Source organism: Winogradskyella sediminis (assembly GCF_003387355.1).
In the GTDB taxonomy this organism is placed as follows: domain Bacteria; phylum Bacteroidota; class Bacteroidia; order Flavobacteriales; family Flavobacteriaceae; genus Winogradskyella; species Winogradskyella sediminis.
Window position 1 is genome coordinate 1 of record NZ_QUNH01000007.1, and the last position, 22,304, is coordinate 22,304.

Genomic DNA, 22,304 nt, shown 5'->3' on the forward strand with positions numbered 1-22,304 from the left:
TATTCTCTTTTGATTGAGAAAATAAAGAACCAAAATTCAGTATTAATATTAATGGTAAAATGCTTTTCATCGATTTGGTCAAATTACGTACAACGTGTATGTGTATGATTAGTTGCGTGGTTAAGCACGTAATTTAGCAAATAAAAACCGAATAGAATATTCCGCAGGAATATTCGTAAGTAGGCTAGAACCAAGCAATTAATTATACACGTGGTTGTGCATAGTTTTTATTCTTCCACAACTCCGATGAACATCAAATATTCAATTTCGGTTTCATAGATTTCGATTAATTCTGTTTTAGTTAGGTCAACTTTTTCCTCATTCAGAGCATATTCCACCATTTGGTTAATATCCAATTCAGAATTTGATTCAGATTCGCTTTCAGGATTTGGATTGTCAGAAGTCAGTTCAGTTTTCTCCATATAATTCATTTCCGCAAGTAGAGCGTCACGAATCAAACTCAAATCAGATTTTTTCTTATTCAGCTTTAATGCAATGAAACAAGTTGCCTCGTCCAAATCATAGATTTCTTTTCCAGCGTTATTTTCATCTATAGTACAGATTGGTTCGTTTTTACAACCTAAAAATGAGAGTAAGGTCAAGATTAATATTTTTTTCATTACTTAATGTTTTATTCTTCTAGCACAAACTTAAAAGGTAACAGAAACTTTGTCTTTACTTTTTTTCCATTGTTCAATTCAGCAGGTTTCCAATCTGGTAATTTTGCAATAACTTTATAGCAAGCCGTATCATAATCTTTTCTCAATCGTTCGATAATTTCAATATCAACTACTTTTCCAAAAGTGTCAACACAAAAAGTCGTTTTTACTTTGCCTTCCAAATATTCAACATTTCCTTGATGGAATTTATAATTTTTCATAACGAATTTTGTCAAAGAGTCAAGTCCACCAGGAAATTCAGGCATTTTTTGAATACTTGAAAATTCTATTTGCTCATCATTTTCGTTTAAAAACAAATATTCTAAATCAACAGTATGCTTGTTTCCCAATCTTTTAAATTCCAATTCTACACTTTCAAATTCAGGTTCTGAACTATTTTCCGTTTCTATTTTTTCCGAATTCTTACAAGAAATCAGAAGTAAAATTGTCAATATAATTCCTGTTATTTTATTCAATTCGTGATTTTTCTTAAATTATGCACAACGTGTTTGTGTATGGCTCGTTGCGGGAAATCAGCTATGATTTTCCGCTGTAACCGAAAGATAGCAAATTGCAATGAATTCCGAATAGGAATTCAGCCGCAATGAGCTATACACGGTGTTGTCTAACTATTATATCTAATTTCTTTTAATTTCACTTAAACCCTTATAAATAAAGGGTTTTGTTGTTTTGTGCGATGCAAAATAATGTAATAAAATACAATAAAAAGCATTGTTTGTTGTACCTATTGTTGTACCTTAGTATTCGTTTGCATCCTATTGCACCTATTCTAAACCAATAAGTTATGGCTTCAATAAAACTAATTTTAAAAAAATCAAAAGTAGATAAGTCTGGAAAAGCACCTTTATATTTAAGAGTGATAAAAGACCGAAAAACTAGATTCATTTCTTTAAGCTTAAAATTAGAGCCTAACGAATGGGATGAAGAAAAGCAAAAGGTAAAGAAAAATCATAGCAATTCAACACGCCTAAACAAATACATATCTCAAAAGGTTGCAGATGCACAAGGGCAAATAGCAGATTTAGAAACTAAAAATCAATCTACATCAGCAAGAAAACTAAAAGAAGCTATAAAGGGGAAACCGTTAGTTAATTTCTTTGAGTATGCATACAACCGTTGCGAAAAACAAAAAGATACTTTAGCACTTTCAACATATAACAACTATAAAAACTACCTTAAAAAGTTTGAAAAGTTTATAGGCCATAAAGAGTTGATGTTCGATGATATTACGGTAACGACATTAAAAGACTATGCAGGTTACTGTAGCACCACTTTAGGGAATAATAAAACGACTATAAATTTTTCTTTAAAGATTCTTAACCTAATGTTTAAAGAAGCGCAGAGAGAGGATTTAATACCCTTAAATCATTTTCCTTTTAGTAAATTTAAAGTTAAGAAAGCAAAAAGCACAAAACGTTTTTTAACAGCAGAACAGTTAGAAGCTTTTATTAAATTAGAGGTTTCAGATAAAGCAAAGGCACAAATAATAAAAGATATGTTCCTTTTTTCTGTCTTTTCAGGTGGTTTAAGGTTTGGCGATATAATAGAGTTACAATGGAATAATTACAATGCTAAAACGCATAAAATAACTAAGACAATACGCAAAACAAACAGACAGCATAGTCTTAGAATTGGGCAAGTTGCAATAGATATTTTAGAAAAATATAAAACTGAAAATGTAAATCAAGACGATATAATATTTCCTTTCGCAAATATTGATAACGATTATTTTACAGACAGAGAACAAAGAGCAAAAGTAGTAAGACAAGCAATAGCGTTAAGCAATATGTATTTAACCAAAATGGGTAAAACTTTAGAGTTACCATTTTCTTTAACCTTTCATATTAGCAGACATACATTTGCTACCAGAGCATTAAATAATGGTATGCGTATAGAACACGTATCTAAATTAATGGATCATTCCGATATTGGAATAACACAAGTATATGCAAAAATTATAAGTAGTGAATTAGATAATGCAGTAGATAAATACATCAATTAGAATATGTTTAATAAACCAATCAATACTATTTTAAAGGCTCAATTTGATACCATTCATTCTGAAGCAGTACAAACAGCAGAACAAGATTTTAAAACTAACGTTTTAAATAAGATTGAGAACCTCGAGCACTTTGACGAATTTAAGTTTCTAATATCTGAAGAAAACAGAATTAAAGCTCTAATTGATAAAAATAAACATCCATATTATGTAAAAAATCATAGCTCTAAAGATTGGTTGCTTTCACAATTTTCAAGCAGGCATTTCTTATTGAATGTAGATGAATTTGCCGAATTAAAAGAAGCTATTTATTTAGGAAAAATTAATTACCTAATACATAAAAGAGTTAGTGATTCAAGAAAGCAAATACCAAAATTTACTTATAATGATTTTTTATCTGGTAAAGAATGTAAATATCTTATTACATACGATAACCAGTATAATATAGAAAAAGAGGACTATTATAAAATGGTTACTTGGCAATCTGATAGGCTTATAAAAGTAGTTTCTTTTGAGGTTGAGTTGTTAGTAAAAAATCATCAAGAATATTGTTCTAAAATAAATGAACCTTTAGAGTTTATTAATGAGCAAATTCAAATACTTGAAGAAGAATTAATAGAATCATTAAGCGATGCTAAAGAAATAAAAAGAATACTATCTAAACTTTTTGCTTTTAAAGGTTTTGATATAGATAATTTTAATGATGAATTGTTATTATATAATTACCCATCTTTTTTTAACGACAGAATAGAGTTTAGACGCTTAAATCCATCAACAGTAGGCAAAGTATTAACCAGGTTGTCAAGTGAGCCAAAAACGTTGTTTAGTAATGAATATATAGTGTTTTATACGCTTGACGTATTCTTGTCTTGGTTAAAGGATATTGTTAAAGGTAAATCTATTCAAGAGCCTTTTAAATATCCTGTTTGGGAAGATTTATTAAGACAAAATATTGCAGAAGCAGAGAAAGAACTACAACCTATAATTAATGAGATACAAGATTTTGTATTTGATTCAGCTAAAAGAAAAAAAGAGATTCGTAAGTATTTAAGAAATGAGTTTGAAAAGCAAATAGATAAATATAACACCATTGATAACAAGCAAATTTTTTATCTATTAAGGGATGAAAATAGAAATCCGCTTATATCAGATTTTAAGATTAATGCATTATTTAATAATGAAGAAGAAGCATATTTAAAGAATTTAAAAGAAGCATATATTTTACAAAATATCAGTTGGCATATTTCTTTAACGTTTAATGAGTTTTTTGATTCTAAAACTATCTACTTCAAAAAGGATGCGACTTCACATTTAATGATTTTATCATTAACTAACGATATGGTATTAGATAAAGAGTTGTCAATTCAATTAAATAAAGCAATGGATTCTTTTCTTAAAGAAATGCATAGTACGTCATTACCATTAGATATGCATTTTTATAACCATCGTGAAAAGTATAGCAGAATATTTGAGAAAAGTATATCACGCTTACAGGATGTTTTAGATAATGCAGAACCAAACAATAAAGTATTATATATACAAAGTAGATTAAAACAGTTAAGACATCGCGAATTAAAATTTAGAAACTTAACTGATAGAAAGAGTAATTTCAAAGATAAAGAAGATAAATACCCAGATTTATTTAAAGAGTTTTTATCCATAGAAGCCGACTTTATAAAAGAAACAGTTCAAATATTTCCTGTCACTTTATTACCTAATCAAACAGATCCTTTATTGTTAGAAAAAGAAACAGATAGTTTTAAAACATTTGTAAATCAAGAGAAGCAGGATTATATTCTGAAAATACTTGAAGATTTAGCAATTACAAAAGATGGTGTATATAATTTAGGTGACAGAAGTAAAGGCACAGTAAGAGGTGTAATAGAAGCGTTAAGAGAAGAGCATATAATTCCAAAATTGAGTTTAAAAAGATTATGTGATATAATAGCGAATCAAATTAACTTAGAATTAAAATCAAAATTAGATTGGTCAAACACATCAGACGACTATCATAAAAAGGCAAAACAATACATAAAAGACAATCCACTTCATTAAAATACAGTCAATAAAAGGTCTTATAAGGTCAGCCTTATAAGTACCTATCCAGAGCTTAATATTTGTTACAGAAATAATTAGTAACATTAATAATTAAGTAAATGGAAGCAGTAATTTTAACAAAAGAACAGTACAACAATTTAGTATCAAGATTAGACAAATTAAATTCTACTTTAGAATCTAATCAAAAACCATCACACGAAACCTTTCTCGATAATCAAGAGTTTATTCAGCTAATGAATATTAGCAAACGCACAGCGCAAACTTGGAGAGATGAAGGTAAAGTGTCATTTTCTCAAATAGGTAGTAAAATTTACTACAAGATGAAAGATGTAGAGGTCTTGTTAGATAAAAACTACAATAAGGCTTTTAAAAATAAAAGGTAGTTGTTTTGTACGATACTAAAGTTATAGTACAACAAATAGATAAACTACCAAAAGAAGCTGTTGCCAGAGCCGAAAAGCCTTTTTTTTGGAATAATTGTTTATGGTCACCAAATTATAATAAGAAAATTGGTGAAATAACTTCTTATGTAGCAAAGCTAAAAAACCTTGATTTAAAATTAAGAGGTTCAGAGCTTACCATAAGTAATAGTTTGCAAAAATTCTATATGAATAATAACTATAAAGCATTTACTTTTTTTGAGGTGTTGAAAGCGATAGCAGAATTAGATGCTTACTTTGATTTTGATTTATATACAGCAAAAGTTCAAAGAACGTCAGTAGGTGTAGTTATAAATGATATTGAAGATAATACATTTAAAAATTGGTTAGAATATAGAGGTAAAAAACCCTTAGTAATGCGTAATAAAACTCGTGTTTATGGCGCTCATTTTAAAGCTACTAACTATAATATAAAAGGATATGATAAGACTTATCAAACTAAAAATGAATCTGGTGTTACAGTAGATAAAAGTCTAATAAGATTTGAATTAGAAGCAAGTCATAGATATACTAATACAGGTAAAAATGCAATAGGTATTTTTACGGTAGCTGATTTAATAAACAAAATTAAGTTTGATGCATTGGGTGATGAATTATTAAAAGTATATGACACAATTAAAAAACAACCAATAATTAATTATCACGAACTTCAACCAAAGGAAATATTATTAATGGGTGCTATGAAAGATGAAGCTAGTTTTAAAGGGTTAAAAAAACATCACAAAGATTCGTTTACTATATACAGAAAAAAATATGCTAAATTATTAGAAGAGTATACTGATTATGAGTTAGAAAACAACATAAGAAGTAAAATTTTAGAGCAAATTAATTATTGCCAAAACAACTAATGTTTTAACACTTGTAATATACCTTAAAACAGGGGTAAAAAAATATAGTAATATCATATGAATGAAAGTTTAATAAAGTTTAGGTTAAACAACCAAATCTCGATACATTTAACAGTTGAAGTAAATTATAGGTTTTTAATGGGTATTACAAGAAGTTTAAAGGTTAAAGAAGATTATTTGTATTATAAAAAGCTATTATCTGAAAGAAAGTCTATTTTTTCTGAAGTGATAGAAATAAATGAAGTTGGTAATAACGCTAATACACTAGAATTTGAAGAGGTTGTTAAGCAGGAAATAATGGGTGCTAAAATGTTGTTTATTGTTAATGTTAAGTGTAGTAATTACAAGTTCTTTCAATTTAAAATAAGGGCTAAAGAGTATATTCCTTATCCTTTCTTTAGATTTGATAGTGATGGAGATACGCATAGAAATAGAGTTGATGGTATTACATTAGTAGAAAATGCAGTAACAACACCTCATTTTCATAAGTTTAATGAAAAAGGTACTGAAATAGCATATAAAACAGATAAGTTATTAAATGAAAAGGAAGCTAAAGCATTGGAAGATATTAATCTATGTGTAGCACATTTTTTTCACGAGGCTAATTTGAGGGTAAAAGAGAATAGTTTCCCTCAAGTTAAAATTTCAAGTAATTCTTTGGGTATTGATTTTTCTAAAACAGATCCCAATGAAAATATAGTATTTTAAATGGAATTAAATAATATAATAAACTCAATAAAAGATAATTTTTCTTCAGTTTGGCAAACAAAACAAAGAGGTGCTTCAATTGAAATTATAACACCATACGTCACAACTAATGATAGATTTATATCTGTATTTTTAACAAAAAGAGGTAGCGAATTTATTATAACAGATGGTGGTTGGGTTAATGGTTGTATATATGATAATGATATATCGAATGAGGACGGATGTTTCAATAAAATACTGTTTCATTATATAAATGCTTTCGATATTAAAGAAACAGTAAATAATAAAGGCAGTAATCAAGTTTCATATTATTATGTTAAAACCAATAACTTAATAGATATTCCGTCAAGAGTATTAGATTTAGCAACTTTTATTCAAAATATTGTTAGTACGTCTTTAATAGAGTTTGTTGATAAAGAAGAGAAAGAAGCGCAAAAAAGATTTGTAACCTTAGCTAACGATTATATTAAGTCTAATGTGTCATTAGAAAAAATTAAATTCAATGCTTTTTTGCATCCAGAAAAAAAAGAATTGAAATTTAATGCTTTGTATTACTATGGCCCTAGTGAGATAACGTTATTGAATTACATAACAGGTAGTTCGGTTTCATATTTTTCAAATAGTATTTTTAAAGCAAACACACTATTTGAAATGGCTGACGAATCTTTATATAAAAATTATGTCCGTAAGAAAGTAACAATACTTGATACTAACGCTAAAGGATATGTGCCTAATAAAATAGGGCATTACCTAGTTCATCTTCAAAAACAGACTGGTGCTGTAAATCTTGAGTGGTCTAATAAAGAGCAATTATTCAATCTTCTATAATTGTAAAAATATAACGTATTACGTTATATAAATATCAAGTAAATATTATATATTTATTGCTTTAATTTTCCCTTATGAATCGTATTAAAGAAGTCCTTGAAGAAAGAGGAGTGAAGCAAGTATGGCTTGCAGAGAAATTAGGTAAGAGTTTCAATACTGTAAACGGTTATGTGCAAAACCGTACACAACCAAGTTTAGAAACTCTATATGAGATTGCGGCAATACTTAATATAAATGTAAAAGAATTATTAGTTACAAATGATGATTAGTAATTAAATAAATAAATATTTTAAAAAAAGATGATTAAAGATATTGAAAAGTTTAACGAAACTGTGACTATAAATCAAAAAGAGCTTTCTGCTTTAAAAAATTATTTTCCAAGTTGTTTTAAAAAGAATGGTGCTTTTGATATTGAACTCTTTAAAGCAATATTAGAAGATAAGGTAGATTTTATTCACGAAGGTTATGAACTAAAATTTTTAGGTAAAAGTTATGCTAAACTTTTAACCTCAATAGAAACCACCACAGTTATCACGCCAAATCTGGAGCATAATTCAATGCCTGTAAATGAAAAAAGTGAAAACATATACATAAGTGGTGATAATTTAGATGGTTTAAAACATCTTTTAAAATCATATTCTAATAGTGTTAAATGTATTTATGTAGATCCACCTTATAACACGGGTAAAGACGAATTTGTTTATAATGATAAGTTTAGTTTTACAATAGAAGATTTACAACATAAATTAAGTATTGATGAAGAACAGGCACAGAGAATTTTAGATTTAACTAATAGGGGGTCTGCATCTCATTCTGCTTGGTTACTGTTTATGTATCCACGATTGCAATTAGCTAAAGACTTATTAAAAAATGATGGTGTTATTTTTATATCTATAGATGATAGTCAGCAAGCAAATCTGAAACTTATTTGTGATGAAATATTTGGCGAAGAGAATTATTTAGGTGAAATAATATGGGAAACTGCAACAGATAATAATGCAAGTCAAATTTCAATAGAACACGAATATATAATTAGCTACTGTAGAAATATAAATTACCAAGACAAATGGAAAATTAAATCTGATAAAGCAAAAGTTATTCAAGAAAAATATGAAGAATTATTGAATAAGAATCTTGCAATTGATGAAATTCAAAAGCAACTAAAACGTTGGATAAGCTCATTAAAAAAATCCAATCAAATTGATTTATCAGGCGTATCTCATTATTCATACGTTGATGAAAAAGGAGTTTATTATCCGGGTAATTCTAACAATACAAAGCCAGGGGATTATAATTATGATATTATACATCCAATAACAAAAACACCTTGCAAAAAGCCAAGTAACGGTTGGCGATGGCCTGAAACAACATTTTGGAAGGCAAATGAAAAAGGGGATGTAGAATGGGGTAAAGATGAAACTACTATACCAAAAATTAAGAAACGTATTGAAACAGCAACTGAATTGCTAAAAAGTTATTATTACGAAGACAACCGTTCTACAACAATAAGTTTAACTGAGCTTTTCGGTACTAAAGTTTTTGACAATCCTAAATCAGTAAAATTAATCAGTAAATTTTTGAAATTCACAACATCAAAAGATGATTTAATACTTGATTTCTTTTCTGGTTCTGCAACAACAGCGCAAGCAACTTTAGAGTTAAATTCATTAGATGCGGGTAAACGCAAAATTATTTCTGTTCAATTACCCGAAACATTAAATCCTAAAAAAGCAAGTCAAAAAAACGCATATAATTTTTTAAAGTCCATAAATCGGCCTACTACATTAGACTATGTTGGTATTGAGCGTATTATAAGAGCATCTGAAAAAATAAAAAAAGAAACGAAAGCTGTCATTGATTATGGTTTTAAGCACTTTGTTTTAAATGAGCCTAATCAAAAAACATTAGATAAATGTGAAACTTTTGATAAGAGAGCATTAATAGCTGATAGTACGATATTGGATGATTTTGGTCTTAATACTGTTTTAACTACTTGGTTAAACTATGATGGTTATGGCTTAAATCCTTCTGTTGAAGAGATTGATTTGGGTGGCTATAAGGCATATTATTTTGATAAGCACTTATACTTAATAAATCCTGACTTCACTCAAGATAACGTTATTTCATTATTTGAGTTATATGAGGAGAATGGTTCATTTAATCCAGAGAATGTGATACTTTTTGGTTACAGCTTTAATGAGTGGTCAGTTACTGAAATGTTAGAAAAGAATTTAAAAATTCTTAATGATAGTGAGAAGAATTTAAAGATTAACATCAACGTAAGGTATTAATATTAAGTATGGATTTAATTTTAAAAAATGGTTTACCACACCAATTGAAAGGTGTTAACGCTATTGCTAACGTATTTTCTGAAGATAGTTTTTTGCCTAACAAACTATTCTACAGTAATCCTATTTTACAGCTGGATAATGAGGTTTTACTAGAAAATATTAAACAGGTACAAAAATCAAATAGTATTCATCCTGAATATATAAGTCTAAATGAAGTAGGTGAAAATTTAAATTTAGATATTAAAATGGAAACAGGTACAGGTAAAACTTATGTATATACCTCTACTATTTTTGAACTTCATAAACGCTTTAAAATAAACAAGTTTATTGTCGTCGTGCCAACATTACCTATAAAAGCTGGTGCTAAACAATTTTTAAGTGACTCTTATGTCAAAAAGCATTTTAAAGATGTTTGTGGATATAATGCTGAAATTGATTTACAAGTATTAGAATCTGTTAAAAAGAAAAAAGGTAAACAATATTTCCCAAGTGTAGTAAGAGAGTTTGTTTCAGGCTCAAGTCAAAACACAAATAAAATACAGGTGTTGCTTACTAATATGGCCTTGTTAACTAATAGTAAAATGTTAACGAGAAATGATTATGATTCAGGTGTTGAAGATTTTTTTAGACCAGTTGACGCTATAAGGGAAACTATGCCATTTGTTATTATTGATGAGCCACATCGTTTTTCTAAACAACAAAAAGCATTTAACTTTATTTCTGATGAAATTCAGCCACAGTGTATAATAAGGTATGGTGCTACATTTCCAACAAAAACTATTGGTAGAGGCAAAAACAAAAAAACATTAAAGGATTATCATAATTTAGTTTATGATTTAAATGCTTGTGACTCTTTTAATCAAAATCTAATAAAAGGTATATCAAAAGAACACTTCGAGCCTATCTCAAAAAAAGAAGATAAGGTTAAGGTAATGTCGATTATCAACAAGACTGAAATTAAATTCAATTACATAAAAAAAGACTCATCTAATAAAAGTTATGTTTTAGGTAAAGGTGATTCATTATCTATGATTTCGGGTGAATTTGAGGGTATCACTATTGATGCAATTGGTAAAAACTTTTTTGAACTATCCAATGGTCAAACAAAATATCAAGGTGAAGAATTTAGTACAGACATATATTCTTCATCTTATCAAGAGCAAATGCTAAAATTAGCTATTGAAAGACATTTCGAAACCGAAAGATTAAATTTTGATAGGAGGTTTAAGATTAAAACATTAGCCTTGTTTTTTATAGATGATATTTATTCTTATCGAAATAATGAAAAAACAGGAAAAGAAGCATACTTAAAAAAAACTTTTGAAAAACTATTATTAGAGAAAATAAATGAAGTACTTCCGTCACTTTCGAAAATAAATGACAAAGAATATATTGAATATTTAGAGGCTTCAAAAAGAGATATTTCAAATTGTCACGCAGGTTATTTTTCACAAGATAATAGCGATTCTGATGCAGATATAGCTAAAGAAGTTAATGAAATTCTTCACGATAAAAAGAGTTTATTATCCATAAGAAATAAAAATGGTGAAATTAACCCTAGACGGTTTTTATTTTCTAAATGGACTTTAAAAGAAGGTTGGGATAATCCGAATGTTTTCACAATTACAAAACTTCGTTCAAGTGGTAGTGAGAACAGCAAACTTCAAGAGGTCGGTAGAGGTTTACGTTTACCTGTAGATGTTAATGGTAATAGAATCTCTAATGAAGAATTTAAACTGAATTATATTATTGATTTTACAGAATCTGATTTTGCAGATAGATTAGTCAAAGAAATAAATGATGACCTTCCAAAAGGGTTTATTGTTAGTATAGATGATTTAGAAAAAGTTGCAATAAAACTTGAATTAAATAAAAATGAATTATTCAAACGATTAGTTATCAATGATTACATTGATATGGATCGAAATATAATTATTGAAAATTCAGAAAAGTTTTTTGAAGAATATCCTGACTTCAGAACTGGTATTAGTCCTAATAAAATTTCTGACCGAAATAAAAAATTGGAGAAGAAGATTAAAATTAGAGCATCTGCATATTTTGAATTGAAAGAGTTGTGGGAAGCCATTAACAAAAAGTATATTATTTATTATGATTCTTTAGAAAAGAATAATTACCTAAAAAATGAATTAATAAGTCTATTTAAAGATGATGTTTTTACTGATGTAGTTCTAACAAGTAACAGACAAACAATTACGACAACTGATGAAAACAAAATGGGATATTATGAAAGTGGTGGTGTTCAATACACTATCAATAAATCAATATCATATGGAGACTTTTTAAAACGCATTAACAAACAAACTAACTTACCTATCAAAATTATTAATGATGCATTAATTACATACAAAGAAAATTATCCATCGGCTGTAATTAAAACTAACGTATTTAGTGTAGCTAATTTTGTTTCCAGATTTAGCGATTGGAAAATTCAAAAACTGCAAGGTCAGTTTTCGTATAAAAAATCTTCATTAAAATTAAAATCTACAGCTTTAACTCATTCTGATGGTAATCCTAAAGATGAAATTGCTCAAGGTAGAATCGGTACTAAATTTGTAGAAGGGACACCTGTAGAGAAATATTTATATGATACATATGCATATGATTCACCATTAGAAAAAGAAAATATTTTAGCTGATGGTATTTCTCAAATAGTTGTTTATGGTAAAATCCCTCGTAATAGTTTATCTATTCCAACTATAACAGGTCAATCTTATAGTCCAGATTTTATGTACGTAGTAAAAAAAGAAAATGGCGAAAAAACTTTAAATATTATTGTTGAAACCAAAGATGTTGATACCCAAGAGACACTTCGTGGTATAGAAAAGGCAAAAATTAATTGTGCTAAAGAGTTTTTTAAACAGCTTACTATTGATGGTTATACAGTAAAATTTGAAGAACAGATAAGAAATAAAAAGATTAAACAAATTATTGAAGATGTTTTATCTGAATAACTATTATAAACATTATGCATATAGAAAATTTAAGAAAGGAATCATCAGAACGTAGTGATTCATTAAACTGGTGTAAGGATGAATTAAATACAAATACACCTTACAATCTTGATAGCATTGAAGGGTGTAATCAAAACACTGATAATATAGTAACTCATTTACTTGAAAGAGCAAGATATGATAATTCAGTTTCAGCAATATCTTTAAATGATTTGTTAACCTCAATTATTGCGCTTGAAGGAACAAAAGAACTACAACGCAAAATAAATTTTGCAAGTTTATTTAATATACCTCTTTCGTATGTTTTGTATTGTGATGAAACTGAAATCACCCATTTAGTAAGCATTACCTCACTGACTTCAATATCATATGTTAAAAAGTATGATACATATAAAGAATTTGCTGATTGGATAGCAGAAATAAAAGGTTGGAAATCAAATAAAACATTCAGAGAAATTGCTGATTTACCACATTTTGACAAACAGTTGAGAAAACATAAAACACCTTGGCCAACTAATTTAGATTGTTTTGTTTCTGATAGCAATGACAACCCAATTGGCTTAATAGAATTTCAGAATGCTGATAGAGTTGGTGTGTCAAATCATTGTAATAATGATTTTTTATTGTGTAAACAATCATATACAAATGGTTACGGTTATAAAGCATATCACGATGATATAAGAAGATGGACTTCTCAAGAAATTATAAGAGTTCAATCAGGATTACGCTATTTTATAATTACTTGGTCAACTCGTAATGAAGATTATATATTAAAAGAGGTTGAATTGGTTTCTATACCTCATTTTCCTAAAAAAGATAATGGTGCAATGGATTGGGATTATGTAAATAAATACAAAGCTACAATGAACAAGTATGCTAATACTAAAGACAATAAATATATTTTGTTAATTGGTGCAAAAGGTCATTCTATGCAATTTATAAAAAATAATAATACTATTACTTCTAATTTTATCCCACCACCATTAAGTGTTGTGAATAAAACTTTTCCATCAATCTATTATAGTTATAAAAATCTAACCATTGGGAATAAAACAAATTTACCAATCGAATTTTCAAACTTAATTTAGGGTATATTTTCTCTTATTAGATTAATATTTATTTAACAACAATATGAAGGCAAACGAATTACCAATTATAAATTTTTTACAAGCACCAAATGTTCAATTTGTAATACCTGTATACCAACGTAATTATGATTGGACAAATAATGAGTGTAAAGAGTTGTTAAATGATATTATTGCTGTAGAAGCAGCTGATAGGGGCACACATTTTATTGGTAGCATCGTTTTTATTCACGAGGGTGCATATAGCACAAGTGAGGTTAAAGAGTTGGTTATAATTGATGGCCAACAAAGACTGACTACCATTAATATTTTATATGTGGCATTATATCGTTTTGCAAAAGATAATGCTATGCAACAAGAAGCAGATATGTTGCATAATATGTTTTTAGTAAATCAATACGTTCAGCAAGAATCAAGTAAATTAAAGTTAAAACAAACAGATACCAATTCATTAGCATTTAAAGCGATAATGAATAGTACCGAAAATGAGTTTGGGCATTATTCTAATGTGATTGAGAATTTTAATTTTTTCAAATTAGCGATAACAAAAGACAGTTTTACTACGATACTTAACGGATTAAAGCGCCTCATTTTTGTAGAAATATCTTTAGAACGTGGTAAAGATGACCCACAACGTATTTTTGAGAGTTTAAATTCTACAGGTTTAGATTTATCTCAATCCGATTTAATTAGGAATTATATTCTAATGGATTTAGACCCAAAAAATCAGCATAAAGTATTTGAGCAAATTTGGAATCCTATTGAAGAAAATGCAAGAGATTTAACTAAACAGAAATCTTTAGTATCATCATATATAAGAGACTACCTAACACTACGTAATAAAAAGATACCTAATAAAAACAAAGTATATATAGAGTTCAAGAAGCTATATACTATAAAGGATGAAGCCTATCATCAAGAATTAGAAAATATTAAATCGCTTTCTACACATTACAAGAAGTTTATTAATCCTTCTAAAGTTCAAGAACATAACATAAAAAGAGAATTAGAATATATTTCTCGCCTTGAAATTAATGTGGCATTTCCATTTCTATTACAAGTATTTGAAGATGCAGAAAATGGTTTGATAACAAATGATGAGTTACTTAAAGTATTAAAATTAATACAGACCTATACGTGGCGTAGATTTGTGGTAGGCTTACCTACCAATGCTTTAAATAAAATATTTATGACCTTATATTCTGAAGTAGATACAGAAGAATATTTTGATTCCATAGCATTAGCTTTAATAAAGAAAAGAGGTAGCGCAAAGTTTCCAACAGATGAAGATTTAAAAACAGCGTTAAGAGATAAAGATTTATACAATATTCAATCAAAGAATAGAAACTATATGTTTGAGTTATTAGAGAATTTTAATAACCGTGAATATGTAGATACATCAAATGAGAATATAACTATTGAACATATCTTTCCTCAAAATCCTAATGATGATTGGAATAAGGACATTACACCTGATGATTATTTTCAATTCAAAGAAAAGTATGTAAATACAATAGCTAATCTAACATTGTCAGGTAATAATGGTGCTTTGAGTAATAAGTCTTTTCAAGAGAAAAAATCAATGAACAGACAAGGTGCTGAACAAGGTTATAATTTTAGTCGCCTTTGGTTGAATGATTATCTTAAAACCATAGACAATTGGGATATTAGTAATTATAATGAGCGTTTTGATTTAATCTACAATAGGTTTCTAAAGATTTGGGAATACCCTAATGTAACTATTCCTGTTTCAGATAATAGTGAGGCACAAAACATATTTAATGCAGAATCACCAACGCATAAGAAGTTAGAGTATTTCATTTTTGAAAATACTAAGGTAGATGAAGAGGTAATATCTCAAATGTATGTTTATGTAATTCAGAAGCTATATGAAAAGAATCCACAACTATTATTAGAAGCAACAGATATTTTTAAAATTACAAGAAATGCTGATGATTTTAGAACACCACAAGTATTGGATAATGGTTATTTTATAGAATCTAATTTAGATAGTAATTCAAAGTTTAGTAGCCTAAAAAAACTACTTAATCTATTTGAACTTGAAGATGAATTAGTTATAAAATATGAAGATAAAGAAAGTAAAGATTCACAAAATAGATTTGCTGTCCGTAGAGAGTTTTGGAAACAATTATTACCTCAAATTGTAGATACAGAGTTATTTGGTAATGTAAATGCATCAAAAGACCATTGGTTAAGTTCTGGAGCAGGTATAAGCGGTTTAAACTACACTTTTGTAATAACAAGTAAATACGCAAGAATTGAATTAGGTATTACATCTTCAAGTAAACAGAAGAACAAGAAATACTTTAAAAAACTATTAAGTCAAAAAGATAGTATTGAAAATAATTTCGGTAAACTTCTTGAATGGGAAGAATTGGCAGAACATAAAATGAGTCGTATTAAGTATGAGCTAACAGGTGTTAATTTATTTGATAAGGCTGATTGGGATAAAATGAGTGAATTTTTAATTGAATACTTACCAAAGTTTGAATCTGCATTACAACCAGCAATTAAGAAATTGAAATAATAATTCCCCACAACCCAAAACCCAGTTTTTTCGTTCCTCAAAATCCTCTGTCTTTTGTGTTGTTCCGCGCGCCACTACATAGTTGGTTTTATGTCACAATAGTTGTAGCCAACGTTATAATAGCACATTGCTTGTTTTATTTAAGCGTATCTATTTTAATAAATTAGTACAATAAAAAAGCAAAGAGCTATTGCCAACGCTCAAAACAACTATTCCGCCACAAAACCAACCCAAAGCTAAGTTACATAATAGAAGTTATAGGAGCAAAAATCCTTTCAATGGTTGCCTACGGCGTTTTATTATATTTTAGTCGCTATAACTGCTATTATGTAAAATATCCGCTCATCCAACGCTCACATCCGAACATATAACCACATTTTGAACAAGTATTAAAATTTCATTCTTTTTTATCAAGGTCAATTATTTAACTGTATAATATATTATAGTCAAAAATAAAGTTTTCAACAGATTGTTTACATTTTAATTTTTTGTATTTTTGCACTGTGGAAAAAATGTCTTACATACGATTATCTCAAAATCAAATAGATAAGGTTGGTAATTCAATTATTTATCTTTCAGAAAAAATTGGAGAATTATCCAAAACAAAAGCTTTAAAGTTAATTTATATCTTAGATGAATTATCAATTAAAAAAAGTGGTATTCCTTTTTTTAATCTAAAATATAAAGTTTGGAAATTTGGTCCTGTATCTGAAGAAATTTTTATTGATTTATCATCAGAAACCACGTTGCTTAAAAACTACATAGAGCGTACATCTGACGAGGGTGTAACTTTTATAAAACCTATTGTTGCATTTAATGACGATGAGTTTTCTGATAATGATATTGATTTATTAGATTTTGTGATTAATGAATTTGGTGATAAAAGTGCTAAAGATTTGGTTTATTACACACATCGTAAAAACTCACCTTGGCATAATACAGCAAAAGAAAATTCGGTTTTAGAATTGTTAGAGAATGAACAAATCAATAACACTGAATTACTAATAGATATGGGGGCTTTAATAAGTCACGATACTCGCAAGAAAACAGTTTATGCTGATTTCATAGAAGCCAACTAAAATGTTTCAAGAAGCATCAATTATATACTTTGATCCTTTCTTTTTTAAAAATGGTAATACAGCAAAACCAAAATACTTTGTTGTTCTAAAAAATCAAGAAGATAATCACATTATAGCTTCGCTACCTACAAGAACAGATTCTATTCCAGAAAAAGAAGAAGTAGATAACGGTTGCGTTGAATTACCTTTAATAAATCTAAATTGTTTTGTTATATCTGATAATTTAGTTGTAACAAAGTGCGGTAAAACATTTGATTTTAAAACACATATTTACGGTCATCAAATAGATTCGTATGATGTTAACTTCTTGAAAGAAATATATCCTCTAGAAAATACTGATTATACAGTTTGGGGTGTAATGCCAGATGACCTTTTTGCTTCATTAATAACTTGTCTTAAAAATTCTAAATCTGTAAAACGTAAATACCGTAAAATATTAGAACTCTAATTTTTCTTTTATTTTTCAATTCTTAATATGTTCCTTTATTTAATAGTTTTTTTCTCTATTTAGCATATTCAACAGTATTAATTTTATTAATCATATTAACTAATCCACTTTTCCCCACCACCCAAGAAATAGGATATAAAAAAATAGGTTTAAGAAAGTTAGTACTACGCCATAGCATATTGCTTTTTCTCGTACCTCAAAAAAACAAAAAGCTATCGTCTAAAAGTCCTGTATAAGTATTAATTTAAATGCTGTTTTATCAAACAACTATTTAAACCAATACCCATACAAACGCTTCATCCACCGCACAGTAAAAGATTAAAACCTATTTTTTTAAGTGTTAATTCCCCAGAAAAGTTAAATTTATAGTATGAAAAAAATGATTGAAGATTTATTTGATTTATTCTTTCCAAAAGATATAGATGAAAACGGTATTGAAATTGAAAATCCTGAAGGCGACGATTCATATACAACAAAAGTTTTCACAATAGTTATCCTGATGATTATAGTAATATTCGCATTTGTAGGATTAAAATAAAAAAAGGTAGCAAATATATGTGGCTTCCTCTGCCAGCCGCACAAGGCTATAAAGGTCAAGCCCTACGGGTTTTGAATAAAACTTTTTTCACAAACTTTTTTCTTTTTCATTAAACATTTTAACTCAAAAAACTTTTATCCAAAAACCTTGACAGCCTTATCCACGCCACAACAACTATGGCTATCTTTTTATTCTTTTCAAAAAAAATAATGTAGCGAAGCGTAGCGAGCAATTTTAAATTGGATAGCTATGTCAACTTTTGAACTGAAAACACACCGTACAGGAAAAACTTACTCAAACCCTCATTTTTTTATCCTAAACAAAGGGCTTAACAGCGGAAAACCGCTCTCAAATCCTTGTCCTAATTGTTTTGTATTGCAAACTTCAACCGAAAAAGAGAAAAACACGCTTTTTCATTTATCTATGATGCTACAAATAGGCGGTTTTTACGCTTATTATTTAAAAGGAAGTGTTATTCCGTTTATCTCAATAGATGATTGCAGAAAAACGCTTAAAAGTAGTTTAAAATCAAATTGTAATGTAGACGATATGATGCAAAAACATATTAAAGCGGTTGAGGTTATTAGTAAAAAAGAAAAAGAGTTACAAAATGTCATTGAAAAAATGGCAGTTTTAAAGGTCGCATATATACGTAATTGTTTCAACTTGATGCAAAGCAAAGAAGTCTAACGCAAAGGCATCGTAAAGGCTTGAAACAGTAACAAAATGGTATAATTTTAGTTATATTAGAGGGGTAAACAAAGTTTAAAAGCAATATCAAGTCCGTACCAAATCCGAACAAATATTAATTTTAAATTGTAATAGAGATGGGAAAAATTCCACAGGGTATTTTAGGAAGCTTATCGGGTAAGGTAGGTAGTATTATTGGAGGTAGTTGGAAAGGTATCGACTACATCAGAATTAAGCCAGCAAGTGTGGCAAATCCTCGTACAGAGGGACAAGTGAATCAGCGTAATAAATTTACCATTACATTGGAGTATTTGCAAGCGACTAAAGATTTTATTAAAATCGGTTATAAGTCATTTGCAACCAAGAAAACGGAATTTAATGCTGCAATGTCTTATGTGTTAAATAATGCAGTAGGCGGTATTGCACCTAACTTCACGATTGATTATTCTTTAGCTTTATTAAGTAGAGGTGGTTTGTCTGGTGTTTTAAATGGTACAACTGATTTAACCAATGCAGGACAAGTTTCTTTTGGTTGGGGTGACAACTCAGCAGAAGGAAATGCAAATGCAACGGATAAAGCAATGGTATTGGTTTATAATCCAAGTAAGAAAGAATCAATTTCTATTCTTGATGGTGCTGATAGAACTGTAGGTTCTCAAGTCGTTACCATACCAGGCACTTATGCAGGAGATACAGTAGAGTTATTTATGGCGTTTGTTTCTGCTGATGGTACACAAGTATCGAATAGTGTGTATTTAGGCTCTGGTACGGCAGCTTAATAACTTTAAGCATAAATACATTCAAAAAGAAACCGTTACAGTATATTTGTAACGGTTTTTTTATGCTTATAGATCACTATTTTTACTTCTTAAATTTATAGTTTAAAAAGTTGCACCTATGTTGTACCTCTTTTAATTTATTTCTAAATAAGTCAATAAAATCAATACATACAGAGTCTTATCTACACAACACGGTGTTGCCCACAGTATTTTATTCAGTTTTTAATTTTCTAATATATAGTCTTATTCTGTGTGTTGGCGCTATTGTAATCATTCCACTTTTTTTATAATAGTTGGAAACTACAATATACATTTCGATTTCTGTATTGTTATCTGGATACCATTTGTCATTCTTTTTCAAGCCTCCTTTTAGTTCAGCTTGTTTTAAATCAGAAAGGTCTCCTCTCGATTTCGGTTCGCCATAAAGTTCAGTCAGTTTTTTTTCCAATTCATTGAACTTTTCAATTAAGGCTATTTGATATTCCTTTGATTTTTTCTCTTTAGAATTTGGTTTTAGTGTAAGCAAGCTTTCATCCCATTCGTAAAGGATATGAGACATTACAGAGTCCTTTTCTTTAAAATAATAATAAGCGACTAAATCAGAAATAATTTTTTGTTCACGCTTAAATTTTATTGGTTGTGCATTTCCATTTGATGAAACGTGATTTCGAATAGTTGGAATTCTTTCGCTTCCCAAATTTTGTTCCATTTCCAAGTATTCTGAAAGTGAGGTATTCTGAATGTCAAATTCAAATTCTTGTCCATAAACAACAATTCCAAATAACAGAAATCCAAGTTTTAATATCTGTCTCAAAGTTTTTTTCATATTGTGGGCAACGGTCTTGTATATGGTTTGTTGCGTGGTTTAAGCACTAAAGTTAGCAAATAAAAACCGAATAGAAAATCCGAGAGGATTTTCGTAAGTAAGCTAGAATCAGCAATAAATTATATACGGTGTTGCCCACAGTTATTTATTTTCAATTTGTTTAATCAGTTCTCTAAATTTTGGCCAACCAAAAGAAGGCCAATCCTCAATTATCAAAGTCGAATCAATAGAAATTACATAATTTCCGATTCCACTGTGTGAAATTCGTTGTTCAGTCGTCAGTTTGTATTTTATTAATTCAGATATACTTTCCTGTGCTAAATTCAATTCCGATTCATCTAATATAATCTCTTTTTTCTCAATAATTTTTGGCTTGTTTTTTTCAGAATATGGGTCTTTGCAGTCAATAATTATGTTTTTGTAGTCGGCAAAAAATTTTCCGTTATGTTCCGTTTTATAAATACGAATTTCTTTTGTGTCGCCACCCCATTCTCCACATTTATTGCCGTTTTGTTTCAGTATAAGTTCTTGATAACTATCTATAATTTTTAGAGTTCCATTTTCTGTGTTTCCAAGATTTTTGATTACGCTTTCAGCTGTTTCTACGACTTCATCATTTTCTGCTTTTGATTCAGTTTTCTTATCAGCACAATTGGCTAATAAAAGTCCAATTATTAATGTTAGCAGGATTTTTTTCATAATTGTGGGCAACGTGTTTGTGTATGGTTAGTTGCGTGGTTAAGCAACTAAGTTAGCAAACAAATCACAGATAGAAAATTCCAGCGGAATTTTCGTAAGTCGGCATTGACCTAGCAATTAATTATACACGGTGTTGGCTGTAGTTTTTTATTTTTCAGATGTGTAATTTCCAATTTTTGTCAGCTTTAAATCCGTGTTGAGCTTCTGCAATTTTATTGATTTCAGTTTTGTTTTTCAATTCATATTCAAAGTGCTCGAGTTGTTTCTCTTTTAAATATTCCATTTTATTTTTTCCACTATTCCGATTCCAAGGTTCAGAGTCGCAAACTTTACAAACATTGTTTCTGACAGCAACAATTCCACAAACTTCACAAGATTTTAAAGAGCCAATAATTAAATCAACTTTTTTAAAGTCAAATTGTTTAAATGATTTAGGGATATTTTGGATAAATTGAAACCAACCAATTTGATCGTGATTCAAAGCGATTTCGTTTTCGTCTATTTTTAAAATTAGAATTTTGTCATTATTCGAAAATCGAATTGATTTAATTTGGTTCCATTCAAGTTTTTTAGGTTTAGCACCAAAAGGTTCATTTATTACAAATCCTTTTTTAGTCAACTCTATGTCAGTTATCTTATTCGACAACTTTTTGAAAATAAATTTTCGCATTAAGTATCCTACCATAGGGTTTGTGTATTATACTGAAATAGGTTGACTCTTTTTGGTTCAAATTTAGACGTTCAAAAGATTTTTTTTAAGCCGTTTAGAAGGCAAAAAAATAATTTGA

Annotated in this window: 21 protein-coding genes; 16 read left to right on the forward strand and 5 right to left on the reverse strand. The window is 28.7% G+C overall.

What is annotated here, in order from left to right:
* Nucleotides 1–227 precede the first annotated feature (227 nt).
* Both C8N41_RS16025 and C8N41_RS16030 read right to left on the reverse strand, forming a co-directional pair.
* Complete coding sequence (locus C8N41_RS16025; RefSeq protein ID WP_115839997.1) at nt 228–620, reverse strand: hypothetical protein; 393 nt, start codon at nt 618–620, stop codon at nt 228–230.
* An 11-nt stretch (nt 621–631) separates the two neighbouring features.
* On the reverse strand, nt 632–1,135 hold the full coding sequence (locus C8N41_RS16030) for an energy transducer TonB (protein WP_115839998.1): 504 nt from the start codon (nt 1,133–1,135) through the stop codon (nt 632–634).
* 329 nt (nt 1,136–1,464) lie between these two features.
* Between C8N41_RS16030 and C8N41_RS16035 the strand changes: the two genes are divergently transcribed.
* From C8N41_RS16035 to C8N41_RS16105, 16 genes are all read left to right on the forward strand, one after another.
* Nucleotides 1,465–2,682: a site-specific integrase gene (locus C8N41_RS16035; protein WP_115839999.1), complete on the forward strand. Its 1,218-nt coding sequence runs from the start codon at nt 1,465–1,467 to the stop codon at nt 2,680–2,682.
* 3 nt (nt 2,683–2,685) lie between these two features.
* Complete coding sequence (locus C8N41_RS16040) at nt 2,686–4,734, forward strand: hypothetical protein (RefSeq protein ID WP_115840000.1); 2,049 nt, start codon at nt 2,686–2,688, stop codon at nt 4,732–4,734.
* A gap of 101 nt (nt 4,735–4,835) precedes the next feature.
* Nucleotides 4,836–5,120 (forward strand): helix-turn-helix domain-containing protein, encoded by a 285-nt coding sequence (locus C8N41_RS16045; RefSeq protein WP_115840001.1) that lies wholly within the window; start codon nt 4,836–4,838, stop codon nt 5,118–5,120.
* A gap of 5 nt (nt 5,121–5,125) precedes the next feature.
* On the forward strand, nt 5,126–6,025 hold the full coding sequence (locus tag C8N41_RS16050) for a hypothetical protein (protein WP_115840002.1): 900 nt from the start codon (nt 5,126–5,128) through the stop codon (nt 6,023–6,025).
* A gap of 138 nt (nt 6,026–6,163) precedes the next feature.
* Complete coding sequence (locus tag C8N41_RS16055) at nt 6,164–6,733, forward strand: hypothetical protein (protein ID WP_115840003.1); 570 nt, start codon at nt 6,164–6,166, stop codon at nt 6,731–6,733.
* Nucleotides 6,734–7,561: a hypothetical protein gene (locus C8N41_RS16060; protein WP_115840004.1), complete on the forward strand. Its 828-nt coding sequence runs from the start codon at nt 6,734–6,736 to the stop codon at nt 7,559–7,561.
* Nucleotides 7,562–7,635: 74 nt separating this feature from the next.
* Nucleotides 7,636–7,830, forward strand: a complete 195-nt coding sequence (locus C8N41_RS16065; protein WP_115840005.1) for a helix-turn-helix domain-containing protein — start codon at nt 7,636–7,638, stop codon at nt 7,828–7,830.
* 30 nt (nt 7,831–7,860) lie between these two features.
* Complete coding sequence (locus tag C8N41_RS16070; protein ID WP_115840006.1) at nt 7,861–9,852, forward strand: site-specific DNA-methyltransferase; 1,992 nt, start codon at nt 7,861–7,863, stop codon at nt 9,850–9,852.
* An 8-nt stretch (nt 9,853–9,860) separates the two neighbouring features.
* Entirely contained in the window at nt 9,861–12,824 is a 2,964-nt protein-coding gene (locus C8N41_RS16075) for a type III restriction-modification system endonuclease (protein WP_115840007.1), read from the forward strand.
* Between the two features lie 14 nt (nt 12,825–12,838).
* On the forward strand, nt 12,839–13,912 hold the full coding sequence (locus tag C8N41_RS16080; RefSeq protein ID WP_115840008.1) for a hypothetical protein: 1,074 nt from the start codon (nt 12,839–12,841) through the stop codon (nt 13,910–13,912).
* A 43-nt stretch (nt 13,913–13,955) separates the two neighbouring features.
* Nucleotides 13,956–16,457, forward strand: coding sequence for a DUF4268 domain-containing protein (locus C8N41_RS16085; protein ID WP_115840009.1), 2,502 nt, complete (start codon nt 13,956–13,958; stop codon nt 16,455–16,457).
* A gap of 512 nt (nt 16,458–16,969) precedes the next feature.
* On the forward strand, nt 16,970–17,536 hold the full coding sequence (locus tag C8N41_RS16090) for a Panacea domain-containing protein (protein WP_249033295.1): 567 nt from the start codon (nt 16,970–16,972) through the stop codon (nt 17,534–17,536).
* Between the two features lies 1 nt (nt 17,537).
* Entirely contained in the window at nt 17,538–17,984 is a 447-nt protein-coding gene (locus C8N41_RS16095; protein WP_115840011.1) for a hypothetical protein, read from the forward strand.
* Between the two features lie 370 nt (nt 17,985–18,354).
* Nucleotides 18,355–18,522 (forward strand): hypothetical protein, encoded by a 168-nt coding sequence (locus tag C8N41_RS17030; RefSeq protein ID WP_170137143.1) that lies wholly within the window; start codon nt 18,355–18,357, stop codon nt 18,520–18,522.
* A 249-nt stretch (nt 18,523–18,771) separates the two neighbouring features.
* Nucleotides 18,772–19,212: a DUF6943 family protein gene (locus tag C8N41_RS16100; protein ID WP_115840012.1), complete on the forward strand. Its 441-nt coding sequence runs from the start codon at nt 18,772–18,774 to the stop codon at nt 19,210–19,212.
* A 137-nt stretch (nt 19,213–19,349) separates the two neighbouring features.
* Nucleotides 19,350–19,991 carry a DUF6266 family protein gene (locus C8N41_RS16105; RefSeq protein ID WP_115840013.1) on the forward strand — a complete coding sequence of 214 codons (642 nt, stop codon included), beginning with the start codon at nt 19,350–19,352 and terminating at the stop codon, nt 19,989–19,991.
* Nucleotides 19,992–20,202: 211 nt separating this feature from the next.
* On the opposite strand, the gene C8N41_RS16110 is transcribed toward C8N41_RS16105, so the two are convergent.
* From C8N41_RS16110 to C8N41_RS16120, 3 genes are all read right to left on the reverse strand, one after another.
* Nucleotides 20,203–20,805 carry a hypothetical protein gene (locus C8N41_RS16110; protein WP_147298974.1) on the reverse strand — a complete coding sequence of 201 codons (603 nt, stop codon included), beginning with the start codon at nt 20,803–20,805 and terminating at the stop codon, nt 20,203–20,205.
* A gap of 153 nt (nt 20,806–20,958) precedes the next feature.
* The gene (locus C8N41_RS16115) at nt 20,959–21,516 is read right to left on the reverse strand and encodes a hypothetical protein (RefSeq protein WP_115840015.1); all 558 of its coding nucleotides are present in this window, start codon (nt 21,514–21,516) and stop codon (nt 20,959–20,961) included.
* Between the two features lie 154 nt (nt 21,517–21,670).
* The gene (locus C8N41_RS16120) at nt 21,671–22,162 is read right to left on the reverse strand and encodes a hypothetical protein (protein WP_147298975.1); all 492 of its coding nucleotides are present in this window, start codon (nt 22,160–22,162) and stop codon (nt 21,671–21,673) included.
* Nucleotides 22,163–22,304: the final 142 nt, after the last annotated feature.

Excerpts from the sequence above, each read along its gene's own strand:
- C8N41_RS16025 (WP_115839997.1), bottom strand. The coding sequence starts at position 620 with ATGAAAAAAATATTAATCTTGACCTTACTCTCATTTTTAGGTTGTAAA.
- C8N41_RS16035 (WP_115839999.1), top strand. The coding sequence starts at position 1,465 with ATGGCTTCAATAAAACTAATTTTAAAAAAATCAAAAGTAGATAAGTCT.
- C8N41_RS16040 (WP_115840000.1), top strand. The coding sequence starts at position 2,686 with ATGTTTAATAAACCAATCAATACTATTTTAAAGGCTCAATTTGATACC.
- C8N41_RS16045 (WP_115840001.1), top strand. The coding sequence starts at position 4,836 with ATGGAAGCAGTAATTTTAACAAAAGAACAGTACAACAATTTAGTATCA.
- C8N41_RS16055 (WP_115840003.1), top strand. The coding sequence starts at position 6,164 with ATGGGTATTACAAGAAGTTTAAAGGTTAAAGAAGATTATTTGTATTAT.
- C8N41_RS16060 (WP_115840004.1), top strand. The coding sequence starts at position 6,734 with ATGGAATTAAATAATATAATAAACTCAATAAAAGATAATTTTTCTTCA.
- C8N41_RS16065 (WP_115840005.1), top strand. The coding sequence starts at position 7,636 with ATGAATCGTATTAAAGAAGTCCTTGAAGAAAGAGGAGTGAAGCAAGTA.
- C8N41_RS16070 (WP_115840006.1), top strand. The coding sequence starts at position 7,861 with ATGATTAAAGATATTGAAAAGTTTAACGAAACTGTGACTATAAATCAA.
- C8N41_RS16075 (WP_115840007.1), top strand. The coding sequence starts at position 9,861 with ATGGATTTAATTTTAAAAAATGGTTTACCACACCAATTGAAAGGTGTT.
- C8N41_RS16080 (WP_115840008.1), top strand. The coding sequence starts at position 12,839 with ATGCATATAGAAAATTTAAGAAAGGAATCATCAGAACGTAGTGATTCA.
- C8N41_RS16085 (WP_115840009.1), top strand. The coding sequence starts at position 13,956 with ATGAAGGCAAACGAATTACCAATTATAAATTTTTTACAAGCACCAAAT.
- C8N41_RS16090 (WP_249033295.1), top strand. The coding sequence starts at position 16,970 with ATGTCTTACATACGATTATCTCAAAATCAAATAGATAAGGTTGGTAAT.
- C8N41_RS16095 (WP_115840011.1), top strand. The coding sequence starts at position 17,538 with ATGTTTCAAGAAGCATCAATTATATACTTTGATCCTTTCTTTTTTAAA.
- C8N41_RS17030 (WP_170137143.1), top strand. The coding sequence starts at position 18,355 with ATGAAAAAAATGATTGAAGATTTATTTGATTTATTCTTTCCAAAAGAT.
- C8N41_RS16100 (WP_115840012.1), top strand. The coding sequence starts at position 18,772 with ATGTCAACTTTTGAACTGAAAACACACCGTACAGGAAAAACTTACTCA.
- C8N41_RS16105 (WP_115840013.1), top strand. The coding sequence starts at position 19,350 with ATGGGAAAAATTCCACAGGGTATTTTAGGAAGCTTATCGGGTAAGGTA.
- C8N41_RS16115 (WP_115840015.1), bottom strand. The coding sequence starts at position 21,516 with ATGAAAAAAATCCTGCTAACATTAATAATTGGACTTTTATTAGCCAAT.